Source organism: Rhizobium sp. CCGE531, from assembly GCF_003627795.1.
GTDB lineage: Bacteria > Pseudomonadota > Alphaproteobacteria > Rhizobiales > Rhizobiaceae > Rhizobium.
In genome coordinates this window covers 3412689-3435165 of the sequence record NZ_CP032684.1, presented here as the reverse complement: position 1 = coordinate 3435165, position 22477 = coordinate 3412689, and the positions used below count along the sequence as shown (strand labels likewise).

The 22477-nt window shown below is 59.1% G+C and carries 18 protein-coding genes and 1 pseudogene; 15 read left to right on the top strand and 4 right to left on the bottom strand.

Annotated elements, in window-relative coordinates; translation table 11 throughout:
• Positions 1 to 44: 44 nt before the first annotated feature.
• The 3 genes from CCGE531_RS16730 (at position 45) to pyc (ending at position 4922) form a co-directional block, all read left to right on the top strand.
• Entirely contained in the window at positions 45 to 932 is an 888-nt protein-coding gene (locus CCGE531_RS16730) for a fumarylacetoacetate hydrolase family protein (RefSeq protein ID WP_120665224.1), read from the top strand.
• 29 nt (positions 933 to 961) lie between these two features.
• Entirely contained in the window at positions 962 to 1369 is a 408-nt protein-coding gene (locus CCGE531_RS16725; RefSeq protein ID WP_120665222.1) for a RidA family protein, read from the top strand.
• Positions 1370 to 1463: 94 nt separating this feature from the next.
• Positions 1464 to 4922, top strand: coding sequence for a pyruvate carboxylase (gene pyc / locus CCGE531_RS16720; protein WP_120665220.1), 3459 nt, complete (start codon positions 1464 to 1466; stop codon positions 4920 to 4922).
• 135 nt (positions 4923 to 5057) lie between these two features.
• Here the strand turns inward: pyc and CCGE531_RS16715 are convergent, their stop codons facing one another.
• Positions 5058 to 6020, bottom strand: coding sequence for a LysR family transcriptional regulator (locus CCGE531_RS16715; protein WP_162943914.1), 963 nt, complete (start codon positions 6018 to 6020; stop codon positions 5058 to 5060).
• Between the two features lie 36 nt (positions 6021 to 6056).
• Here CCGE531_RS16715 and CCGE531_RS16710 point away from each other — a divergent pair, with 36 nt between their 5' ends.
• The 8 genes from CCGE531_RS16710 to CCGE531_RS34805 all read left to right on the top strand — a co-directional run bounded on the left by CCGE531_RS16710 (position 6057) and on the right by CCGE531_RS34805 (position 12713).
• Positions 6057 to 7115: an ABC transporter substrate-binding protein gene (locus CCGE531_RS16710; protein WP_245458881.1), complete on the top strand. Its 1059-nt coding sequence runs from the start codon at positions 6057 to 6059 to the stop codon at positions 7113 to 7115.
• Between the two features lie 104 nt (positions 7116 to 7219).
• Positions 7220 to 8164 (top strand): amino acid ABC transporter permease, encoded by a 945-nt coding sequence (locus tag CCGE531_RS16705; RefSeq protein ID WP_120665218.1) that lies wholly within the window; start codon positions 7220 to 7222, stop codon positions 8162 to 8164.
• Positions 8161 to 8958 (top strand): amino acid ABC transporter ATP-binding protein, encoded by a 798-nt coding sequence (locus tag CCGE531_RS16700; RefSeq protein ID WP_120665216.1) that lies wholly within the window; start codon positions 8161 to 8163, stop codon positions 8956 to 8958. Before CCGE531_RS16705 ends, CCGE531_RS16700 begins: the two co-directional genes overlap by 4 nt.
• Positions 8959 to 8996: 38 nt before the next feature.
• Positions 8997 to 10217, top strand: coding sequence for a PatB family C-S lyase (locus CCGE531_RS16695; protein ID WP_120665215.1), 1221 nt, complete (start codon positions 8997 to 8999; stop codon positions 10215 to 10217).
• A gap of 133 nt (positions 10218 to 10350) precedes the next feature.
• Entirely contained in the window at positions 10351 to 10770 is a 420-nt protein-coding gene (locus CCGE531_RS16690) for a Rid family detoxifying hydrolase (RefSeq protein WP_120665213.1), read from the top strand.
• 29 nt (positions 10771 to 10799) lie between these two features.
• Complete coding sequence (locus CCGE531_RS16685) at positions 10800 to 11771, top strand: D-cysteine desulfhydrase family protein (protein WP_162943913.1); 972 nt, start codon at positions 10800 to 10802, stop codon at positions 11769 to 11771.
• The gene (locus CCGE531_RS34810; protein WP_245458880.1) at positions 11768 to 12208 is read left to right on the top strand and encodes an FAD-dependent oxidoreductase; all 441 of its coding nucleotides are present in this window, start codon (positions 11768 to 11770) and stop codon (positions 12206 to 12208) included. Before CCGE531_RS16685 ends, CCGE531_RS34810 begins: the two co-directional genes overlap by 4 nt.
• Positions 12209 to 12521: 313 nt before the next feature.
• Positions 12522 to 12713: an FAD-dependent oxidoreductase gene (locus tag CCGE531_RS34805; protein WP_245458876.1), complete on the top strand. Its 192-nt coding sequence runs from the start codon at positions 12522 to 12524 to the stop codon at positions 12711 to 12713.
• Positions 12714 to 12877: 164 nt separating this feature from the next.
• On the opposite strand, the gene CCGE531_RS16675 is transcribed toward CCGE531_RS34805, so the two are convergent.
• Positions 12878 to 13648: a helix-turn-helix domain-containing protein gene (locus CCGE531_RS16675; protein ID WP_120665209.1), complete on the bottom strand. Its 771-nt coding sequence runs from the start codon at positions 13646 to 13648 to the stop codon at positions 12878 to 12880.
• A gap of 383 nt (positions 13649 to 14031) precedes the next feature.
• On the opposite strand from CCGE531_RS16675, the gene CCGE531_RS35200 reads away from it, so the two are divergent.
• The 3 genes from CCGE531_RS35200 (at position 14032) to CCGE531_RS16660 (ending at position 17346) form a co-directional block, all read left to right on the top strand.
• Positions 14032 to 14856: a helix-turn-helix transcriptional regulator gene (locus CCGE531_RS35200; RefSeq protein ID WP_120665208.1), complete on the top strand. Its 825-nt coding sequence runs from the start codon at positions 14032 to 14034 to the stop codon at positions 14854 to 14856.
• 307 nt (positions 14857 to 15163) lie between these two features.
• The gene (locus CCGE531_RS16665; RefSeq protein ID WP_120665206.1) at positions 15164 to 15892 is read left to right on the top strand and encodes a siderophore-interacting protein; all 729 of its coding nucleotides are present in this window, start codon (positions 15164 to 15166) and stop codon (positions 15890 to 15892) included.
• Between the two features lie 239 nt (positions 15893 to 16131).
• Positions 16132 to 17346 carry an MFS transporter gene (locus CCGE531_RS16660; RefSeq protein WP_120665204.1) on the top strand — a complete coding sequence of 405 codons (1215 nt, stop codon included), beginning with the start codon at positions 16132 to 16134 and terminating at the stop codon, positions 17344 to 17346.
• Between the two features lie 523 nt (positions 17347 to 17869).
• On the opposite strand, the pseudogene CCGE531_RS16655 reads toward CCGE531_RS16660, so the two are convergent.
• Positions 17870 to 18645: pseudogene (locus tag CCGE531_RS16655) on the bottom strand (class I SAM-dependent methyltransferase).
• A 238-nt stretch (positions 18646 to 18883) separates the two neighbouring features.
• Between CCGE531_RS16655 and CCGE531_RS16650 the strand changes: the two are divergent.
• On the top strand, positions 18884 to 19747 hold the full coding sequence (locus tag CCGE531_RS16650; protein ID WP_205586450.1) for an alpha/beta hydrolase: 864 nt from the start codon (positions 18884 to 18886) through the stop codon (positions 19745 to 19747).
• 45 nt (positions 19748 to 19792) lie between these two features.
• Here the strand turns inward: CCGE531_RS16650 and CCGE531_RS16645 are convergent, their stop codons facing one another.
• Positions 19793 to 22354 carry an FAD-dependent oxidoreductase gene (locus CCGE531_RS16645; RefSeq protein WP_120665202.1) on the bottom strand — a complete coding sequence of 854 codons (2562 nt, stop codon included), beginning with the start codon at positions 22352 to 22354 and terminating at the stop codon, positions 19793 to 19795.
• Positions 22355 to 22477 lie beyond the last annotated feature (123 nt).

Below are 22477 nucleotides of genomic sequence, written 5' to 3'. Positions count from 1 at the left end.
GGGTGGTGCAGTGCCCACCCATCCCCTTAGACAGGAGTAAATTGATGAAGTTTGTTACATTCCAAAATCGGGGCAGTAGCGCCGTCGGCGTTCTGGTCGACGACGGTTCTCGCCTGGTCGACCTTACCGCAGCGGGCCTCGCAGCAGACATGCAGGATCTGATCGAGAACTACGATCAGCGCACTGCCCAGATCGAGAAGCTTGCCGAAGAGAGAGCCAGCGCATTGCAGCTCTCCGAGGTGGAGCTTCTGGCGCCAATCCCGACCCCGCGCCGGAACATCTTCTGCGTGGGCAAGAACTATCATGAACATGCTGCAGAGTTCGGTCGCAGTGGTTTCGACGCCGGGTCGATCGGCGGCTCCGAAATTCCGGAATATCCGATCATCTTCAGCAAGCCACCGTCATCGGTGATCGGCCCCGGCGCAACGATCGAGTGGGCAAATGATCCCTATCAGTCGGTGGATTACGAAGCCGAGCTTGCTGTCATCATCGGTCGTTCCGGTCGCGTCACCGAAAACGATGATCCGATGGATTTCGTCTTCGGCTACACGATCATCAACGACGTGACCTCGCGTGAACTGCAGAAGCGCCACAAGCAGTGGCTGCTCGGCAAAGGTATCGACACGTTTGCGCCTTTGGGGCCTGCGATCGTCACGCGGGAAGCAATGGGCGACATTTCGTCCAAGGGCATTCGCTGCCATGTGAATGATGAGCAGCGTCAAAACGCGCGAATTGGCGACCTGATCTTCGACATTCCGACGCTGATACGCGCAATCGGTCGCTCGATCACGCTGGTCGCGGGCGACATCATTGCCACGGGTACACCTGTCGGTGTCGGCATCGGCTTCAACCCGCCGAAATACCTCAACCCGGGTGATCGCGTTCGCGTCGAAATCGACGGAATCGGCACGCTCGAGAACCCCGTCGGATAATCATCGCACATCGAAGCTAGGAGTAGAGAATGGCCGACATCAATATTTATAACCCTGAAAAGCTTGGGCCCCCAATGGGTCAGTATACGCATGTCACCCGCGTGAAGGCGAACGAGTTCCTGTTCATCGCGGGAATGCTGTCCGGTGACTCCGCTGGCAACGTCATCGGCGAGGGTGACTTCGACACCCAGACTGCACAGGTTTTCAAGAACGTCGAAGCCGCGTTGGAATCTGCGGGGGCGTCCTGGAGCAATGTCGTGCAGTTCACGACCTACCTGGTCCACTCGCAGGACATCCCGAAGTTCATGGAATTTCGTCTGCGTGAGTTTCCCAAGATGTTCCCGGACGGGAAATATCCGCCGAACACGTTGCTGATGGTCGACCGGTTGGTGAAGGAGCCCTTCCTTGTAGAGGTCCAGACGATCGCAGCGCTTTAAGCGCGAATACCTTCATCGATAATCGAAGAGAGCAGGCTCAGCCAAGCAGGCGAGGGCCTGCTCTCGTCCACTTGGCTTGTGAAGAAAAGTTGCGATGCCCATTTCCAAGATACTCGTTGCCAATCGCTCTGAAATTGCCATTCGCGTGTTCCGCGCGGCCAACGAGCTCGGGATAAAGACGGTCGCGATCTGGGCCGAGGAAGACAAACTTGCACTTCATCGCTTCAAGGCGGACGAAAGCTACCAAGTCGGCCGCGGGCCGCACCTTGAGCGGGATCTTGGTCCGATCGAGAGTTATTTGTCGATCGACGAGGTGATCCGCGTCGCAGAGCTTTCCGGCGCCGATGCCATCCATCCCGGCTACGGCCTGCTATCTGAAAGCCCCGAATTCGTCGATGCCTGCAACAAGGCCGGCATTACCTTCATCGGCCCAAAGGCCGATACCATGCGCCGTCTCGGCAATAAGGTTGCCGCCCGCAATCTGGCAATCGAGATCGGCGTTCCGGTCGTTCCCGCCACCGATCCGTTGCCGGAAGACGAAGCTGAAATCCGCCGGCTTGCCGACGAAATCGGTTATCCCGTCATGCTCAAGGCTTCCTGGGGCGGTGGCGGGCGCGGCATGCGCGCGATCCGCGACCCCAAGGATCTGATCCGCGAGGTGACGGAAGCCAAGCGCGAGGCAATGGCCGCGTTCGGCAAGGACGAGGTCTATCTGGAAAAATTGGTCGAGCGGGCCCGCCACGTCGAAAGCCAGGTGCTCGGCGATACCCACGGCAACGTCGTGCATCTGTTCGAGCGCGATTGCTCGGTCCAGCGCCGCAACCAGAAAGTCGTCGAACGCGCCCCTGCCCCCTATCTGACGGAAGCGCAAAGGCAGGAACTGGCCGGCTATTCGACCCGGATCGCCCAGGCGACGAACTATATCGGTGCCGGTACCGTCGAATATCTGATGGATATGGACACCGGCAAATTCTACTTCATCGAGGTCAATCCGCGCATCCAGGTCGAGCACACCGTCACCGAAGTCGTCACCGGCATCGATATCGTCAAGGCGCAGATTCACATCCTCGAGGGCTTTGCCATCGGCACGCCGGAATCGGGCGTACCGAAGCAGGAGGACATCCGTCTCCACGGCCACGCACTGCAGTGCCGGATCACCACGGAAGATCCGGAGCAGAACTTCATTCCCGACTACGGCCGCATCACCGGCTACCGCTCCGCCTCCGGTTTCGGCATTCGGCTGGATGGTGGCACGGCCTATCCGGGCGCCGTCATCACCCGCTTCTACGATCCGCTGCTGGTCAAGGTCACCGCCTGGGCACCGAACCCTGCCGAAGCGATCGCCCGCATGGACCGGGCGCTGCGCGAATTCCGCATCCGCGGCGTCGCGACCAACCTCACCTTCCTCGAAGCGATCATCAGCCACCCGAAATTCCAGGACAATTCCTACACCACCCGCTTCATCGACACGACGCCGGAACTGTTCCAGCAGGTCAAGCGTCAGGACCGCGCGACGAAGCTCTTGACCTATCTCGCCGACGTGACGGTCAACGGCCACCCGGAAGCCAAGGGCCGGCCGAAGCCTAATGCCGATGCGGCAAAGCCGATCGTTCCCTATATCGACACGCCGATCAAAGACGGTACCAAGCAGAAGCTCGACGAGCTCGGCCCGAAGAAGTTCGCCGAATGGGTGCGCGCCGAAAAGCGCGTTCTGATGACGGACACGACCATGCGCGACGGTCACCAGTCGTTGCTGGCGACCCGCGTTCGCACCTATGACATTTCCCGCGTCGCCGGCACCTATGCCAAGGCGCTGCCGAACCTGTTCTCGCTGGAATGCTGGGGTGGCGCGACTTTCGACGTTTCCATGCGCTTCCTGACGGAAGATCCGTGGGAGCGCCTCGCGCGTATCCGCGAGGATGCGCCGAACCTTCTCCTGCAGATGCTGCTGCGCGGCGCCAACGGCGTCGGCTACAAGAACTACCCGGACAATGTCGTCAAATACTTCGTCCGCCAGGCGGCCAGGGGCGGCATCGACGTCTTCCGCGTCTTCGATTGCCTCAACTGGGTCGAAAACATGCGCGTGTCGATGGACGCGGTTGCGGAAGAAAACAGGATCTGCGAAGCGGCGATCTGCTACACCGGCGACATCCTCAACTCCGCCCGGCCGAAATACGACCTGAAATACTATGCTGCGCTGGCCGCCGAGCTGGAGAAAGCCGGCGCGCACATGATCGCGCTGAAGGACATGGCCGGCCTGTTGAAGCCAGCGGCGGCGACCGTGCTGTTCAAGGCGCTGCGCGAGGCGACCGACCTGCCGATCCATTTCCACACCCACGACACGTCGGGCATTGCGGCTGCAACGGTTCTGGCGGCCGTCGATGCCGGCGTCGACGTCGTCGATGCAGCAATGGACGCCTTCTCCGGCAACACCTCGCAGCCCTGTCTCGGCTCGATCGTCGAGGCGCTGCGCGGCTCCGAGCGTGATCCGGGCCTCGATCCCGCATGGATCCGCCGCATCTCCTTCTATTGGGAAGCGGTGCGCAACCAGTATGCCGCCTTCGAAAGCGACCTCAAGGGCCCGGCCTCGGAAGTCTATCTGCACGAAATGCCGGGCGGCCAGTTCACCAACCTCAAGGAACAGGCCCGCTCGCTGGGTCTCGAGACCCGCTGGCATCAGGTGGCGCAGGCCTATGCCGACGCCAACCAGATGTTCGGCGACATCGTCAAGGTGACGCCGTCCTCCAAGGTGGTGGGCGACATGGCGCTGATGATGGTCTCCCAGGATCTGACGGTGGCCGATGTCGAGAACCCGGCCAAGGACGTCTCCTTCCCGGATTCGGTCGTGTCGATGCTGAAGGGCGATCTCGGCCAGCCGCCAGGTGGTTGGCCGAAGGCCCTGCAGAAGAAGGCGCTGAAGGGCGAGAAGCCGTATGCCGCGGTTCCCGGATCGCTGTTGGCGCCGGCCGATCTCGATGCCGAACGCAAGGCCGTCGAGGAAAAGCTCGGCCGCGAGGTCTCCGACAACGAGTTCGCTTCCTACCTGATGTATCCGAAGGTGTTCATCGAATATGCGCTTGCCGCGGATACTTATGGCCCCGTTTCGGTCCTGCCGACGCCCGCCTATTTCTACGGTCTCTCGGCCGGGGAAGAGCTGTCGCCGGCGCTCGAAAAGGGCGTCTCCCTCGTCATCCTGCATCAGGCGACGAGCGAGCCGGACGAACAGGCCATGGTCAAGGTGTTCTTCGAACTCAACGGCCAGCCGCGCCTGATCAAGGTTCCCGATCGCAACCGGGCTGCCTCCAGCGCGATCCGCCGCAAGGCCGACAGTGGCAATGCCGCCCATCTCGGTGCGCCGATGCCGGGCGTCATCTCCACGGTCGCGGTGTCCGCCGGCCAGACGGTCAAGTCCGGTGACGTGCTGCTCTCGATCGAAGCCATGAAGATGGAAACGGCGCTGCACGCGGAAAAGGACGGCACGATCGCCGAAGTCCTGGTCCGCACCGGCGATCAGATCGACGCCAAGGACCTGCTGATCGTCTACAGTTCGTAACGAGTTTCCCAAGGCCGCAAACGCTGCCTATCTCCGCCCGGTACCCCCAAGTGCCGGGCGCTTTTTTTCAGGTGCTGGCTGCTATTGCCGAGCCATGCGAGGAACGCGCAGGCCCGTACCGGTCGAGGCGGGAACTTAAGGAAGAGGGATGATTTGATGGAGGAATGCGCGCTTCCTCTCCTCACACGCCGTCACAACGGAGCGGATACAGCTTCTCAACCAGATATGACCGGCGTCGGTCTGTTTTGTTCGGACATAGATCAGCGACACCCGTACATCGGGCAAGGCGAGGGGAGGGCGTGTGACGAGTATCTCGCTGCTCTCATCGATAAGCGACAGCATTCCGTCCGCGAACGCGGCAATCATTTGTGTGCCTCTGAGGACTTTAGGCGCAACCATGTAATAGGGGATTGTAGCGGCAACGCGCCGTGACAATCCAATGGTCGCGAGTGCCTTATCGCTTACGCCGGACTCGTCGCCGTCTGGAGAAATCTGCAGGTGAGGCATGGCCAGATATTTCTCCATCGTGAGATCTTTTATCACCGGGTTCCCGCTCCAGGCCGCACAGAGCATTTCGTGCCGTGCCAGAACCGTTTCGACGATATGGGCTTCCCGAATGATCGGATTTCCGATCAACACGCAGTCGAGATCGGGATCGCTGAGCAATTCTGCGGCCTCGTAGAGGTAGACCGGTACGATGCGCAGCCTCGCATTGGGAGCCTTCGAATTGAATTCTTCCAGCAACGTGGGCAGGTAGAGCGCGCTGGTGTAGTCGGTCACGCCGATCCGGAATTGACGATGGCTCTCACTGGGTTTGAAGTTGATGCGCTGGGACACCACTCCTTCGATATCCGAAAGTGCCTGCGTGATCACGGTCGCCAGTTCCCGTGCCTGTGCTGTCGGGTTCATCGACCCGGCATGCTTGACGAACAACTCGTCCCCGAAAATCTCGCGCAACCTGTTTAGCGAATGGCTGATCGCTGATTGGGTGCGACCGGCGCGGTCCGCAGCCTTCGTAACGCTCCGCTCCTGCATGAGCAGATCGAATACCCTCAACAGGTTGAGGTCGATCTGATTGAGAGTAAAATCGCTTCTCATGCGGAGGTCCTCTTCTCGCATTCCCATGCCAGTATAATGAATCTGGCTCATATTAACATTATGAATATTCATTCGCAGTCCCGGTCGCCTGCGGCTATCATTTTTATCGCGGGTGCAGAGAGGAAGCACCCGGAGAAGCCCGTTATAGCGCCACTTTCCAACGCAGATGCAAGGTCATGCCTTCATCTTCGATCGGGGAACTGCGCGCAAAACAGAGCGATCAAGACAACGCGAACAAGGGAACATGAAATGACTGCCATTAAATCTGCAATTCTTTCGACAGTGGCGCTGGTTGCGAGCGCGACTGTTTCGCTGGCTGGCGATATCGCGCTTCCGTCCTACGTCAAGGACAGCGGCAAGCTGCCGATTGCGACCACCATTTATGCTCCCTTCTCCTATATCGACGAGAACGGCAAGCAGGTCGGCCTCAGCATCGAACTGGCCCAGGCGGCGGCCAAAGAACTCGGTGTCGAGCTGATCATCGACCAGGTTCCATTCACGTCGCTCATTCCGTCTTTGAGCGCTGACCGCATCAAGATCGCCTGGCTCGACGCAACGGTGACCGAAGAACGTCTGAAACAGGCCGATTTCGTCTCTTGGTTGCAAGATGGCACTATCGCCTCGACGCTGCCCGCAAACAAAGACAAATATGCCAAGCGCACAGCCCTGTGCGGCAGCACCATCGCCGTCCAATCCGGCACTTCGGCCGACTTTTCCGCCGATCAGCTGAACAAGGAGTGCAAGTCCGCGGGCCTGAAGGAAATCAAGAAGGATATCTATCCCTCTCAGCAGGATACTGTTCAGGCCGTGATTACCGGTCGCGCCGACGCTTACCTGGATGACGCAACCTCCGCTGGATACTATTCGACGATAAGCAAAGGAAAGCTGGTCCTGGCAGGCGAGGTTTTCGCAAAGCAGCCCGTTGGCCACATCATCAAGAAGGGTGACGCCGAAACTGCGAAGATGCTGGCGGCAGCGATCCAGAAATTGATCGACGACGGCACCTACAAGACCATTCTCGACAAATACGGCATGTCGTCGAACGCAATCGCGAAGCCGGTGATCTATACCGACGTGTCTCAGCTCAAGAACTGATGTCATGCCCCCGCTCTGCCGGTTTCGGCGGAGCGGGGCCCCGTACTTCAGCTGCAACGCGTTTGCGAAAAGTCATCATATCACCCGAAGAAGGAGTCGAGGACTTGAACGTTCTCCCCCTCAAAGACGACAGCGTATCAGCCGCGCGCACCCGGTTTACCGTGGTGCCTCTCCGTCACCCATGGCGTTGGGCTGCCGCTACGATCGTCGCGATTCTTTTGCTCTTGCTGCTGCAGGCAGTCGTCAGCAATCCCAATCTTCAGTGGCCCGTGGTCGCCTCCTACATCCTCAACCCGATCATCGTGCAGGGTCTTTGGGTGACGGTCGGACTGACCCTGGCCATCATGTTTTTTGCCAGTGTCATCGGCATGATCGTTGCCTTGATGATGCTCTCTCCAAGCAAAATGCTGTCGGTCCCGGCCGCGGCCTTCATCTGGTGGTTCCGCGGTACGCCGGCGCTCGTCCAGCTTATCCTGTGGTATAATCTGTCCCTTATCTTCAAAGACATTTCGCTCTGGTTGCCGGGGCTCGGGACCGTCTTTTCGATTCCGACCAATACCATCATGACGCCGTTGGTGGCGGCTGTCGTTGCCCTGTCTCTTCATGAAGCGGGGTATATGGCGGAGATCATTCGAAACGGCTTGAAATCGGTCAATCGCGGCCAGACGGAAGCTGCGCTGTGTCTGGGAATGAAGCCCTCTCTGCTGCTGCGCCGGATCGTCATTCCACAGGCAATGCGCGTCATCATTCCTCCGACCGGTAACGAGACCATCAACCTGCTCAAGACGACCTCGCTCGTCAGTATCATTGCCGTCGGCGACCTGTTGTACTCGGCCCAGGCGATTTATGCTCGGACGTTCGAAACCATCCCGCTCCTGCTCGTCGCAACCTTCTGGTACCTGGTCGTCGTCTCGATCATGACCATCGGTCAGGGCTATCTCGAACGTCATTATTCCAGGGACGAAGCCGGACCAAAGCCCGCTCCGGGCGGCTTCTCGCGACTGGGTTCGATCCTCATGATGCGTGAAAAATGGAGAGGTGCACAATGAAAGCCAATCACTTTGAACGGTTCGCTATCTCGCCCTCCGTGATGATCCACGCGTCAGACGTCAGGAAGTCCTACGGCAGCCTCGAAGTTCTGAAGGGCGTGAATATTTCTGTGCCGAACGGTTCGGTCGCTTGCATTATCGGGCCGTCCGGCTCCGGCAAAAGCACATTTCTCAGATGCATCAACCATCTCGAGGAGATCAACAGCGGACTGCTGCTCGTCGACGGGGATTTCGTCGGATATCGCCTGAAAGACGACAAACTCCATGAACTGAGAGCGTCGCAAATTTGTGCTCGACGCGCAGAAATCGGCATGGTCTTCCAGCACTTCAATCTGTTCCCCCACATGACCGTGCTGGAGAACCTGATCGAAGCCCCGATCAAAGTGCGTAGCGAACCTCGTGCCGAGGCGCGGTTGCACGCTATGGAGTTGCTAAGCCGCGTAGGGCTTGCGGAAAAGGCCACCGCCTTCCCAAGACAGCTGTCTGGCGGCCAGCAGCAGCGAGTTGCAATTGCGCGCGCACTTGCCATGCGCCCGAAGGTCTTGCTGTTCGATGAACCAACCTCGGCGCTCGATCCCGAACTTGTCGGCGAAGTCCTGTCTGTCATGAAGGATCTCGCGCGCGACGGGATGACGATGGTCGTGGTGACGCACGAAATCGGTTTTGCCCGCGAAGTCGCCGACCAGTTGATCTTCATGGATGGGGGAACCGTCATGGAACAGGGCGATCCGCGCGAGATGATCGCCAATCCCCAGTCGCCGCGAACACGTGAGTTCCTGGCCAAAGTCCTCTAGCCGCCTGGCACCGACCAAAAGATATTCGGAGAATAACAATGCACGATTTGCACCGGGCGCCGGCTGATGCCGCCGCGCAAACCACTGACTTTGACGAAATCCTCGACCGCTCGCAGTTGAGCTCGGTCAAGTGGGAAATGGAAATTGACCGGACCGGCAACAAGTCCCTGCTCGGTTTCGGTACCGCGGACATGGACTTCCGCTCTCCCAAGCCGATTGCCGAGGCTCTCGAGCGCACTGCTCGCCTCGGCCACTTCGGCTATCCCTACAAGCCGAACAGCTACTACGAAGCCCTGATCGGCTTTTACAAGAGGCATTTCGGGTGGGAGATCAAGCGCGAGTGGATCGCCCACAATGTTGGCATCTATCCCTCCATGCGACCGTTGATCGATCGCCTGAGCGTCGAGGGAGACGAAATCATCTACCAGCCCCCGGTCCACTTCCAATTCAGGAATATCGTGGCCGCCGCTGGACGCGTGCCCGTTGCAAATCCGCTGATCCTTCGCAACGGCCGCTATGAGTTCGACTTCGATCAGCTTGCCCGCTGCGTCAGCAGTCGCACAAAGCTGCTCCTGCTTTGCAATCCTCATAATCCCGTCGGGCGTGTCTGGTCGCGTGACGAGTTGGCGCAGCTTGCGGAGTTTTGCCAGCAACACAACATCGTCGTCGTTTCCGACGAGGTCTATTGCGGCCTGCTGCATGAAGGCTTTCATTTCACGCCCTTCGGCAGCGTGTCTTCCGATGCGCTAATGAATTCGGTGAGCCTGCTTTCGGCCAGCAAGATGTTCAACCTGACCGGGCTGAAGCACTCCCAGGTCATTGCGGCAAATCCCAGGCTCATGCACGAGTATCTTGAGGGGTTGAAGCGCGATACCTCGGGCTACGGCGGTTCTCTGTTCGGCCACGCCGCGACCGAGGTGGCTTATCGGGATTGTGATGGGTGGCTTGCCGATCTCATGAAATATGTTGCCGGCAACTATGCCTTTGCCGAGGCCTTCTTCAAGGAAAGGCTGCCGCGCATTCGCATACGCCCGACAGAGTCCACCTACTTCATGTGGCTTGACCTCTCGGATTACGGCATGTCGCACCAGGAAATGCTCGACCAGTTCGAAACGAGGCATGGCCTCGTCCTCAACTACGGTGAAGACTACGGACCGGGCGGTGAAGGGCATATCCGTCTGAACATCGGCACGCCAAACTCTATTCTAGCTCAAGGCCTCGAGCGTATGGCGCAAGCATTGTCCACCCGGGAAGGATGATCCGGGCATTGCGGGTCTATCTCCTCCCTGACTCCGATTATCTGTCGGCGCGATCGCGCCGACAACGCTCCACTCAATTTCGAAAGCTTTGATGCACCGTATCCGGACGCATCTCCAATTCTTGCGAGGACACATGGAAATCTCCACCCCCAACGCACCTGCGGCAGTCGGTCCGTATAGCCAGGCAAGACGTCACGGCAATCTGCTTTTCGTATCTGGACAGCTGCCACTCGATCCGGTGACGGGAACGATGGCTGGCGATGCTGAGGAGCAGATGCGCCAGGTGCTCGCAAATATAAAAGCGATCGTGACGGCGGCGGGGGCAAAGATGTCCGATGTCCTGAAGACAACCGTGCTCGTGACCGATCTTTCGAAGTTCAAGCAGTTGAACGAAATTTACGCCACGGCGTTTCCGAAGCCCTGTCCGGCACGCGCGACCTATCAGGTGTCGGCGCTGCCGATGGGCGCGCAAGTCGAGATCGAGGCGGTCGCCGTCATTCCTGGCGAAGCTGATCACGGCTGCAAAGGCTCATGCACGGCGGCGGCCTTGTAGTGAAAACCAGACCCTCAGAGGTTAGCACGATGACAGATCACCTGGATTTGGTCCCACTTGGCTTCTTTCCAACGCCGATCGACAAGTGGGATAACCTTGGGCGTGAACTCGGCATTTCGCTGAGCGCGAAACGGGACGACCTTTCCGGCCTGGGCGGCGGCGGAAACAAGATCAGGAAGCTGCAATATCTACTTGCCGAAGCGAAAGCGGAAAAGGCAACGACGCTGATCACGGCGGGCGCTGCGCAATCAAACCATGTTCGGCAAACCGCGGCTGTTGCCAGAAAACATGGCATGCGGCCTTTAGCCCTGCTTCGCGGGCAACTGCCGCCGCGCCCCTCGGGAAACCTGCTTCTCGACGAGCTTTTGGGCGCGGAGTTGGAATTTCACGATCGTGACGACTTCAACGCCGTGGTCGTCGACTTGATGCTGGACCGCAAGGCAGAGTTGGAAGCCTCAGGCGAGCGCGCCTATGTCATCCCGATCGGCGGGTCGAGCCCGTTGGGAGCTCTTGGTTACGTCGATTGCGCCAAAGAGATGCGCGAGCAGTTTGATGCGCGGCGACAGAGACATCCCGACTACATCGTTGTCGCAATGGGTTCGGGTGGCACGTACGCCGGTCTCGTCGCAGGATGTGCGCGTCATCTACCCAACACCCAAGTTCTTGGTATCGTTATTACGACGGCGGGCTTTGCTGCGCGCGAATGCGCGGCTTCATTGTTAAATGACACGGCTCGACTTGCCGGTGTCGATCGGCGCTGGGATGCGGAAGATCTTTTGCTGAATTATGACCATATCGGACTCGAATACGGGATCGCTAGCCAAGAAGGCAATGCCGCAATCCGCAAAGTGGCAGAAGCCGAAGGGGTTTTTCTGGATCCGACTTATACGGGAAAGGTCTTCGCCGGACTGATCGCCGCTGTCGGGCAGACAATCCCTGCAGGTAGCGATGTGATCTTCGTGCATACGGGGGGAAGCCCCGCTCTCTTTGCAGCACGGTGACGCGCGCGTTCAAGGCGGACCAGCGCGCCGCCGCGAAGATCAGCAGCCTTGAGATTTTCGATCTTTTGGTCGTCGGCGGCGGGCCTGCCGGCGCGGCGTCGGCCATCTACGCTGCACGCAAAGGGCTCGCGGTCGGCATGGTTGCCGAACGATTTGGCGCCCAGGTACTCGACACCATGCTCATCGAGAACTTCGTTTCCGTGCCGCAGAGGGAAGGCCCGTCCTCCAGCTCCGTGCTCGAGGCGCATGTAAAGGAATATCCGGTCGAGGTCGTAAAGGCGCAGCGGGTCGAGAAGCTCGTTTCAACAGGGCGCGCCCACGGCTTGGACTTTCAAGTGGCGCGACCCTTAGCGCCAAGACGGTCATTCTTGCCACTGGGGCTCGCTGGCGCTAGATGGGAGTACCTGGAGAGGAAGAATACCGGAACAGGGGGCTAGCCTATTGCCCCTATTGTAACGGACCCCTGTTCAAGGGCAAACGCGTCGCGGTGATCGGAGGCGGCAATTCCGGTGTCGAGGCGGCGATTGATCTGGCCGGAATCGTCCCCGTGTCACACTGATCGAGTTCGACGGCAAGCTCAAAGCCGACGATGTCCTTCAGCGAAAGTTGAGGAGCCTGCCGAATGCTGATGTAATCCTGTCATCACAGACGACGGACGTACTCGGCGCCGGCGACAAGGTGACAGGCCTGAACTACCTCGCTCGCGCGAGCGGTCTGAACCATTGATGGCGTTTTCTCCCGATCTGTCTTTTGCCGAATGCCGAATGGCTCAAGGGATCGATCGAACTCTCGCAGCTTGGAGAGATCGTCGTCGATCGGCAAGGGCGAACGTCGCTCCCCGGGGTTTTCGCCGCCGGCGACTGCACCACCGTTCCCTTCAAGCAGATCGTCGTGGCAATCGGCGAGGACGCCAAGGCATCATTGTCCGCCTGCGAATACTGATCCGCGCCGAGGATTTCGACGTTCTCGAGACGGAGCCGGCCCGCCAGCTCGCCATCTCATCTGCAGCAGAATGACCTTTCGCACCGGTGGTCGGAGCCTGAGGAAGATAGCGAGCCGGCGATCGGGTGAGACGTTGGAAGCGGGTGCCGCTTAAGCCGGACGACTCACTTGAAGAACCGGGCGGGTGTCGTTCCGAACGTTTCGCGGAAGGCTGCTACGAAACTCGAGGCGGACTCGTAACCGACATCCAAGGCGACATTGGTCACGGCTTCTCCATAGGCCAGAAGTTCAAGGGCCGCCAACAGGCGGAACCGTTGACGCCAGGCCCCGAACGCAAGATGGGTTTCCCGTACGAAGATTCGTTCGATGGTCCTTGAACTCGCCCCCACTCGTGCAGCCAATGAGGCGAGAGGTTCGCGACTTGAGGGGTCGCGCTTGAGCATGTCCACTATGCGCAAGCCCCGTGGATCGGTGGGAATAGGAAGATCGACAGGCGAGCGGTCGAGCGTCGCGATCTGATCAAGCAACACCTCGCAAAGCCGGGCCTCCTTCGATCCCGGCTGGTAATCCCACGGCAGACCCGCGCACGACGAGATCAGTTCACGTACGAGCGGCGTCACCTCCACAACAACGCAAGACGATGAGGTGGGTGCGCAACCAACTGCCGGATCGACGTAAAGAACGCGAATTTCGGCTGCTCTCGCCACACTCAGTTTGTGGTCCGTGTTCGCGCATATCCACAATGCCCGTGTGGGAGGCAGCACCCATCGGCCCCCTTGTGTCGAGACGTGGATCACGCCCTTTATCGCGTAAATGAGTTGATGGCGCCGGTGATTGTGGAACGATGCCTCTGTTGACGACCAGCTTTCGACCCTGCCCACAACAGGAGCGGAGGCGAAATCAGGATCGGAGTCATTTTGACGAGCGCGCAACATCGGCGCCGATTATATCGATAGATCGTCGCGCTATCCATCCTCGTTGACGGCGCGGGCTTCAGGCGCAGATCGCGGCTCCGATCTCAGAGTGTCGTGTCATCAATACACATTGGCCGGCGGCAGATATTTACGCGCTGAATCGGCTGATATTCTGCCCCAAAAGTTGAGTGTACGACAGACGCAACGCGAGGGCTGCAGTGTTGCGCGGCGCGCCGGTTGTTTCGCAGCCAATGGATCGTGTCGAGCACGTGGATTGGTGACTGGACTGCCAAATCGCGGCCTCGGGTAGGTTTTGCATGAGTCAGAACCCGCGGAGAGGACGAAAGCAGATATCCTGAAGAGTTCATTCCTTTCGCACACGGCGCAAATCAGAGAATGTCACGATGGATCATGATCTCACGATTTCGGTGTCGAACGCGACACCCGAAACGCTTGATGATGGCGATGAAGCCCTTGGCGACCAGCGTGTCGTTTTCCGATGGCATCATTACCCGTCGGCTCACGTTGTTTCCCGCCATCTTCACGCCCGTGTCCAGCTTGTCTGCGTCTTTGCCGGCGTGGTCGTTGTGGAAACGGACGATGGGCGCTTCATGACGCCGCCCGGCCATGGCCTCCTGGTGCCTGCTGGACTGCCGCACTCTCACATCGTCGTCAGCGACGTTGCGATGGTTTCCGTTTACTTGAATCCGACGGATGGCGCCGGGCGAAAAGAGCCGTTTGTTTTCGAGGTGACGGATCTCGCTCGTAGCCTCTTGCTGGAAGCCGTCAAACTTCAGGAAGCTGCCATCGCGAACACAAGGTCTTGTCTCGTGCAGGAACTCCTGCTCGAAGAGATCACGAATCTGGAAGAAAAACATCTTGCGCTCTCGTTTCCGTCAGATCTAAGGCTGGCAGGACTATGCCGAGGCTTTTTGGAAGCTCCGACGCCAGGCGATCATATTGATGACTGGGCGGGGAGGCTGGGGATGAGCCGCAGAGCCTTCACGCGGTTTTTCCGCCGAGAGACGGGCGTAAGCTTTCTCGATTGGCGCCAACAGGCAATAGTGTTTGCAAGCATGCCTCGTCTTTCGGCGGGACAGCCGGTGACATCAGTCGCGCTCGAGGCGGGTTATCGTAATATCGGCGCCTTCACCACCATGTTCCGTCGGGTCATGGGTCTTCCCCCAAAACGGTATGCCGAAAAGGGCAGGTCCTTCACCAAGCGCTGATGTCGAACACGCAGATCAGGATACGGCGATAGTCGGTAACGTCTCGGATCCAACAATGGAGCGAACCTGGAAGATGGAACGCTCGGCTTGATGACGTCCGACGGGATTCGTCGGCTAACGTCTTCGAGAAGTACGGCGTTCCGTGGCTGCAACACGCTCGATGAGCGCCAGAAATTCATAAACCGGCTGCCGGTGTCAGGATATCGCTAAAGGCTGTCCGTTCCTCAATATCGGTGGTCGCGCAAGTCCTTTAAGCGTTTTTGAGAGCGCCTGGTGAATTGGACAATAGCGACGAGGCCGTGTGGATATGAACAAAGCGGATGTAAATCCTCCCTACGATATCTTCAGTGTGGCGGTAAAAAAGGCGACGCTGATAACCCCGCTCTTGAAGCGCATAAGCGTGGACGCGCAGGAGGTATCGGGGCTGCGAGCGGATTTGTCTGGTCAATACCTTAAAGTCTTCGTTCGCGACGCCGATGGGATCCGCCAGCCTGGGCGTGCTTATACCGTCAGGCGATTCAATCCGAAGACGAGTGAACTCGAACTCGACTTCGTGCTGCACGGCGACGAGGGCAACATATCCCGGTGGGCGTCCCGAGCAAAAGCCGGTGATACCCTGGAAATAAGCAGGCCGAACACGCGGAGCGGAATCTCGATTGATCCGGAAACCAGGAACTATCTCCTTTTCGCAGACGAGACGGGTCTGCCGGCTGTCGCGGCCATCGTGGAGGCGCTTCCTGCAACAGCGAAAGCGCGCGTGTTCATTGAGATCGCCAATGCTAAGGAGATGCAGCCCTTAAGCGTAGAGGCGGCGGTTTCAGTGCGCTGGCTCTGCCGCGAGCTCGGCGAGACACTGGTTGATGCCGCTAACGATCTGTCCATCCCATCGGGTTCCCTCGTATGGCTAACAGCAGAATCAGGCCAGGTTGCTGCGATCAGGGCCGGGCTGAAAAAACAACAGTCGCTTCAGGCCTGCGCGGTTCATGCGAGCGGGTATTGGAAGAAAGGCGTGGCGGATCATCGCGATCCTGACTGACGCTGCGTTGGTTGCCGCATCGATCGTCCGGCAAGCATAGAGGTATGACGGACCCGCGAACCTTCCCGATGGTCGGGCATCGTGCGATCGTCATAAAGCCGATAAGAACGGACACGCGCCTAGACCGATCTTGATCATGTGATTGACGGAATAGCGACATAATTCGGCATTCTATCGAAAACACGTTCTCCAATCTAAGGATTACATGGCTGGACCTCAGCAAATCAAAAGACAGGTCCATGACAGATTCCAAATTGAAACTGGTCCGCAGGGATTTTGCGACCAACCCCCAGGCTGATGCGCAGTTGCGAGGCAGTAAGCGCGCAACGCGGCTTTCGTTCTTCATTTCAGGCTTCGCGCTGGCATGCTGGGCACCGATGGTGCCGTATGCGCAAAGCCGCATCGACGCAGATTCCGCAACCCTCGGATCGGTGCTTCTGTGCCTTGGTCTTGGCGCGGTCGTGGGCATGCCGACTGCAGGTATAGTGTCCAACAAAATGGGAAGCAGGCCAGTCCTGATTGCCGGAGCTGTGGGCTTAGCCACGGTGCTGCCTCTCATGGCGGTGCTGGCGAACCCCATAACCCTCGCAATCGCACTTCTACTGTTTGGTTGCTCAATCGGCGCGATTGATGTCGCCACCAACATGCATGGAGCTGAAGTTCAAGACCTCGCAGGCGTGCCGCTGATGTCAGGGTTTCACGGCGTCTACAGTATCGGGGGACTGGTGGGGGCGGCAGGTATGACCTTTCTTGTTGCGGTCGGGCCTGGTGTCCTTGCCGCTTCCGCGGTTGCGTCACTGGTTATGATCATCTGCATTGTTTGGGCGGTCCCAGGATTTCTCAAGACGAAGCCAGCGTCGGACGAGGCGTCTTTTGCGATTCCCAGAGGAGGGGTGCTCCTCGTCGGCTTGCTCTTGATGGTCATCTTCCTGGCGGAAGGCGCGATGCTCGACTGGGGAGCCATTTTGCTGACCTCCAAGAAATTGGACGTCTCATTTTCAGGAAGCGGCTATGCTCTCTTCGCGATCGCGATGACCGTTAGTAGATTTGTAGGCGACAAAGCGGTTGAACGCCTCGGGCAGTCCAGGATGCTCTTCGCCGGCATTTCAGTGGCTGCGTTGGGTATCATCTTCACAGCCTTCGCCGAGACGGTCTTGATGACCTTGACGGCCATCACTATCGCAGGGCTGGCTGCGGGAAATATTGTCCCGATCCTTTTCTCGCTCGCCGCGGTACAGCAATCGATGCCGACGCCCCAAGCGATCGCCGCGACGGGAACGCTTGGTTATGCTGGAATTTTGATTGGACCCGCACTCATCGGTCACGCTGCCGAACTCGTTGGGCTTGCAAATGCAATTGCTGGCGTCGGCCTATTGGCAATCGTCGCCCTGCTTCTCATTCCAGCGATCTCATTTCGCCAATCGACGATTGCGGCTCCGCATGGAGTGATCTGACTACCGATAACGGTTTATGCTGCCAGCTTCGGTATTCCGCGCTCAACCAATCGCAGGAATCGTTGGTTGCGTGCCCCCGCAACCAATATCACCAAAGCCCGCCATCGCGCGGGCGTTCGTGTATTTGCTAACGGGTCGAGGATTTAACGCCTGCTCACAAGCCCGTAAGCAGCCAGAGCCAACGCCGCGGCACAAAAACCACAAATCCTGCACACAAAACCAATCCTTCCCGACACGTATCAACAAAGCCCCGACCCAGGGGCTCTTTGCGTTCTTGCCCCCCAAAGCAACGCCCAACCTCCGCCCAAAAAACAACACGCCGCTCCACAAACACCGAGCCGCGTGACTAAATGCTCGAGCACATAGGTCACCAGACCGCGAAAAGCATCGGGCCGGGAAGAGCCTCACGGCGGAACCAAAACCTTCCCCATAGAAATCCGAAAGCAGCCACACACACCAGCCCATGCACCAATGGCCAAGCTCCGAGCTATCGCGGCGCCCCAACTCCGTGGGCTGCGCCTCCTCAGGCACTGGCCCGATCAGCTGTGATGATCCATGCATGGGAGTCGAAGAGCACGCCTTCGGGGGTCATATGCGCTTCCAGCAAACTACGCAGCCGCTGCAGTGGTTGATCGGGTGTCTCATCGGTGCGCGTGAGCGCGTCCTTGACCATATAGAGGCCGCTAAGGGCATTAAGGGAGGCGTCGACATTCGCTCCGTAAAAGACGGTTCCTCCACCTCGAAGAAGTCGATCGAGGTGAAGTCGGCAGCGCTCAGTAGCTCTTTGGCTATGGCGGGATCGCCGAGCGAAAACGGCTTGCCGGCGTTTTCTGGAATTGCGCCTCCCGGAGCCAGCGCATGCCTGATGGCGCCAGACCATTTGTTGCGCTCCTGGCTTTGCCATACCATCCAGGCGAGGCGCCCGCCCGGGCGCATTGCATGGGCGATATTGGCAAATGCCGCCGACGGATCGGCAAAAAACATAACTCCGAACCGGCTGATGCAGAGATCGAAACCGGGCGCTGGAAAGTTGTGGCTTTGTGCGTCGCCCAGTTCGAAGGCGACGTTGCGTAGTCCCGCTTCCGCGCAACGTTGCCACGCAATCTCAAGCATCTCGGCGGAGGTATCCACGCCGACCGCGCCGCCTTCTATTGCGACAAGGGCTGCTTCCCGGGTGGTTTGGCCGGCGCCGCAGCCGATATCAAGCACGCGGTCATGCGCCTTGACGCCGGCGACGGCCCGTAAATGCCGGTTATGCCGGGACAGTTCAGCGTCGTAAAAATCGGCACATTGCAACATTACAAGCCTCCCTCATCTCGTCTTAACCGCCATGGTGTTCAGTTCCCGCGAGATATCAGAACAGCTCTAACTCATTGTTCTTACGCAATTCCGGATGGAAAATCGCTGTGCACTTTTCTGGAGTTGTTCTAATGGAAGTCGCTTCTCGTGCGGCACCTTCTTCATAAACTGATTGCATAATAGGATCAGTTATGCAATGTGGATTCCAGTTGCAATTTGCAATTGGATGGATTTTGTCATGGAACGAACGGGACCATTCGTCGTCACCGGGATGTCAGTCGAGGTCAGGGGAGCGAAGCTGCAGACCCAGGCTTTCGGTGATCCCTCCGGTCCGCCCATAGTATTGATCATAGGGATGATGGTTTCAATGCTGTGGTGGCCGGACAGGTTCTGCGAGGCGTTCGCCGCCCGCCAGCGCTATGTGATCCGATACGACCAGCGCGACACCGGCCTCTCGACGCACGATCCGCAAGGCGAGCCCCGTTATTCGTTCAGCGATCTGGCCGACGATGCCATCGCCATTCTCGACGGCTATGGATTGGAAACGGCGCATGTGGCGGGCATGTCGATGGGCGCCGCCGTTGCGCAGGAAGTAGCGTTGCGCCATCCCCGGCGTGTGCGGACGGTCACGCTGATCAGCACATCACCGCTTGCGGTCGAGGGTTTGCCCTCCTCGACAAGAGCCTATCAGGAGCATTCCAGGTCGGCCGAAGCAATCGACTGGTCGAACCTTGAGGATATCGCCGATTTTCTGCGTCGCGAGACGGCCATGCTTGCCGGCACCAGGCATCCGCATGATCCTGATGCTGCAAGTGCCTTGATCGCCCGCGACATGGCGCGGGCGCCGTCATTTGTCAGCGCCACGAACCATTTCACGCTCGTGAGTGAGGAAAGGCCTACAAGGCTGCAGGCCTCCGATATCAAGCTGCCGGTCCTTGCGATCCACGGCACAGCGGATCCGCTGTTTCCCATAGAGTACGGGGAGGCCTTCACCAAGGTCGTGCAAAATGGACGGCTGCACCGGTTCGATGGTGGAGGGCACGAGATCCATGAAGGCGACATTGACGAGATGGTGCAGGCCATCATCGATCACACGGCCTAACAACCGGAAAGCTCGGCATGACCTCGCCTTCCGGTCTGTGAGAGATCAGCTCCTCGGCTTCAGGTTCTCCGCGTCGTAGAGCGGCTTGTAGCCGACGCCCGCTACTTCCACCGGGTAGGTCTCGCCGAAATATTCGACCTTCAGCTTGCGGCCTTCCTGGGCATGGGACCAGGGGAGGTAGGCCAGCGCGATATTCTTGCCGATGGTCGGGCCGTAGGCGATCGATGTGGTGAAGGAGCGGCGGCCGAGATCGTCGACGAGGGTTTCGCCGGTTTCGGGGTCCATGACCGGCAGGATGCCGACGGGGTAGCGTGCCACGCCGTTGGAATCCACATTATCGGTAACGACGAGCGTGCAGAGCATGGCGGGCTGGTGTTCGCGGGCGCGATATTCGAGGTGCTTCGCCTTGCCGCGGAAATCGGCTTCCTTGACCTTCGGGCGGGCGAGATCGGCTTCGAGCAGATTATATTCCGTCAGCAGGTCGGCATTCTGCAGGCGAAGGCTCTTTTCCATGCGGCGGCTGTTGGCATAGGTCTCGACGCCGACGGCGATGGCGCCCGTCGAGCGCAGCGCATCCCATACCGGAAGCGCATCGCCATAGGTCATGTGCAGTTCCCAGCCCTGCTCGCCGACATAAGAAATGCGGAACGCGGTGACATTCTTGCCGGCGATGCGGATCTGCTTGATCGCGGCGAAGGGGAAGTTGTCGTGCGACAGACTTTCCGGGCTTTCGACCACTTTCTGCAGCTTGGCGCGGGCATTCGGTCCCCAGATGCCGATCGTGACGTAACGTTCGGTGACGTCGGTGATGGTGACGTCGAAACCCTTATCCTCGGCAACACGACGCATGTAGTGGAAATCACGCGGACCGGCATCGGCGCCGTCGATGAGACGGCAACGATCGGCCATGCGGATCACGGTGAAATCGGCGCGCACCATGCCCTCGTCGTCGAGGAAGTGGGTATAGATGCCCTTGCCGATGTTGGCGTCGCCGCCGATCTTGGCCGCGCAGAGCCATTCCAGCAGCTCGACTTGGTCAGGCCCTTCGATGTCATACATGGCGAAATGCGAGAGGTTGATGATGCCGCAATCTTCGCTCAAGGCCAGATGCTCGGCATTGGAGACGCGCCAGAAGTGGCGGTTGTCCCATTCGTTCTCGCGCACCGGTATGCGATCGCCGTATTTTTCCAGCAGGTGCTCGTTTGCGGCGTAGCCATGCGCGCGCTCCCAGCCGCCGAGCTCCATGAAATGGCCGCCGAGTTCCTTTTCGCGCTCCCAGAAGGGCGAGCGGCGGACACTGCGGCCGGTCGCGTAAGGTTCGCGCGGATGGACGGCCGGATTGTAGATCTTCTGCGCCGCCTCGGTGCAGCGGCTTTCGATGAAACTTTCTTCCAGCATATGCGGATAGAAGCGGGAATAATCGATCTTGTTGTGGTCGATCGACGTGCGGCCGTCCGTCATCCAGTCGGCGACGAGCTTGCCGAAGCCCGGACCATCCTTCACCCAGATGGCGACGCAATACCAAAGCCCACGAACCTTCTGGCTTTCGCCGACCGAAGGGCCGCCATCGGTGGTGACCTGCAGCAGGCCGTTGAAGGAATGGCCTTCGTTATAGCCGAGCTCGCCGAGGATCGGCGTCAGTTCCATGGCGCGTTCGAGCGGCTCGATGATCTGTTCCATGTCGAGGTCGCGTTGCGAAGGCGAAAGGCGTGCCTCGTGCTTTTCGAGGAGGTCGCGCGGATGGCAGAGACGCGGGTTCTTCTCTTCGTAGTAACCCCATTCGATCTGGCCGCCTTCGGCCGTTTTCGGATCGCCGGTGTCGCGCATATAGGCTGAGTTGCCCTGGTCGCGCATCAGCGGGAAGCCGATTTCCTTGCCCGTGCCGGCAAATTCATTATAGGGGCCGAAGAAGGTCAGCGGGTGGTCGACCGGCATGACCGGCAGGTCTTCGCCGACCATTTCGGCGATCAGGCGGCCCCAGAGGCCGGCGCAGACGATGACATATTCGGCCTCGATCGTGCCGCGGTGGGTGACGACGCCGCTGATGCGGCCGTCCTTGGCAATGAGTGATTGAGCCGGCGTATTGGCGAAGGATTGCAGCTTGCCGCTCTTTTCGCCCTGATCGATCAGCTTACCCGCAACCGTCTGCGAACGGGGAATGACGAGGCCGGCATCCGGATCCCACATGCCGCCCTGTACCATGCTTTCCTCGATCAGCGGGAATTTCTCCTTGATCTCGGCTGGGTCGACCAGGCTCACGCGCGTGCCGAAGGCCTTGCCCGAGGTGACCTTGCGCTTGATTTCCGCCATGCGGTCATCATCGCCGACGCGGGCGACTTCCAGGCCGCCGACGCGGGCATAGTGGCCGAGCTTATCGTAGAAATCGATGGAATAGAGGGTTGTCCAGCAGGAGAGGAAATCATGGCTGGTCGTGTAGCAGAAGTCGGAAGCATGGGCGGTCGAGCCGATATCGGTTGGGATACCGGACTTGTCGATGCCGACAATATCGTCCCAGCCGCGTTCGATCAGATGGTGGGCGATCGATGCACCGACGATACCGCCAAGCCCGATGATGACGACCTTCGCCTTTTGAGGAAATACTGCCATTGCGTGCGACCCTGATTGATACTGGAGACGGATTTTATGATGTGTGCGACGACGACCAGAGCCTGTCTACGACATATTCAAGATGCTTGCACGACCACCGCAATGCCGTCCCCCACCGAGAAG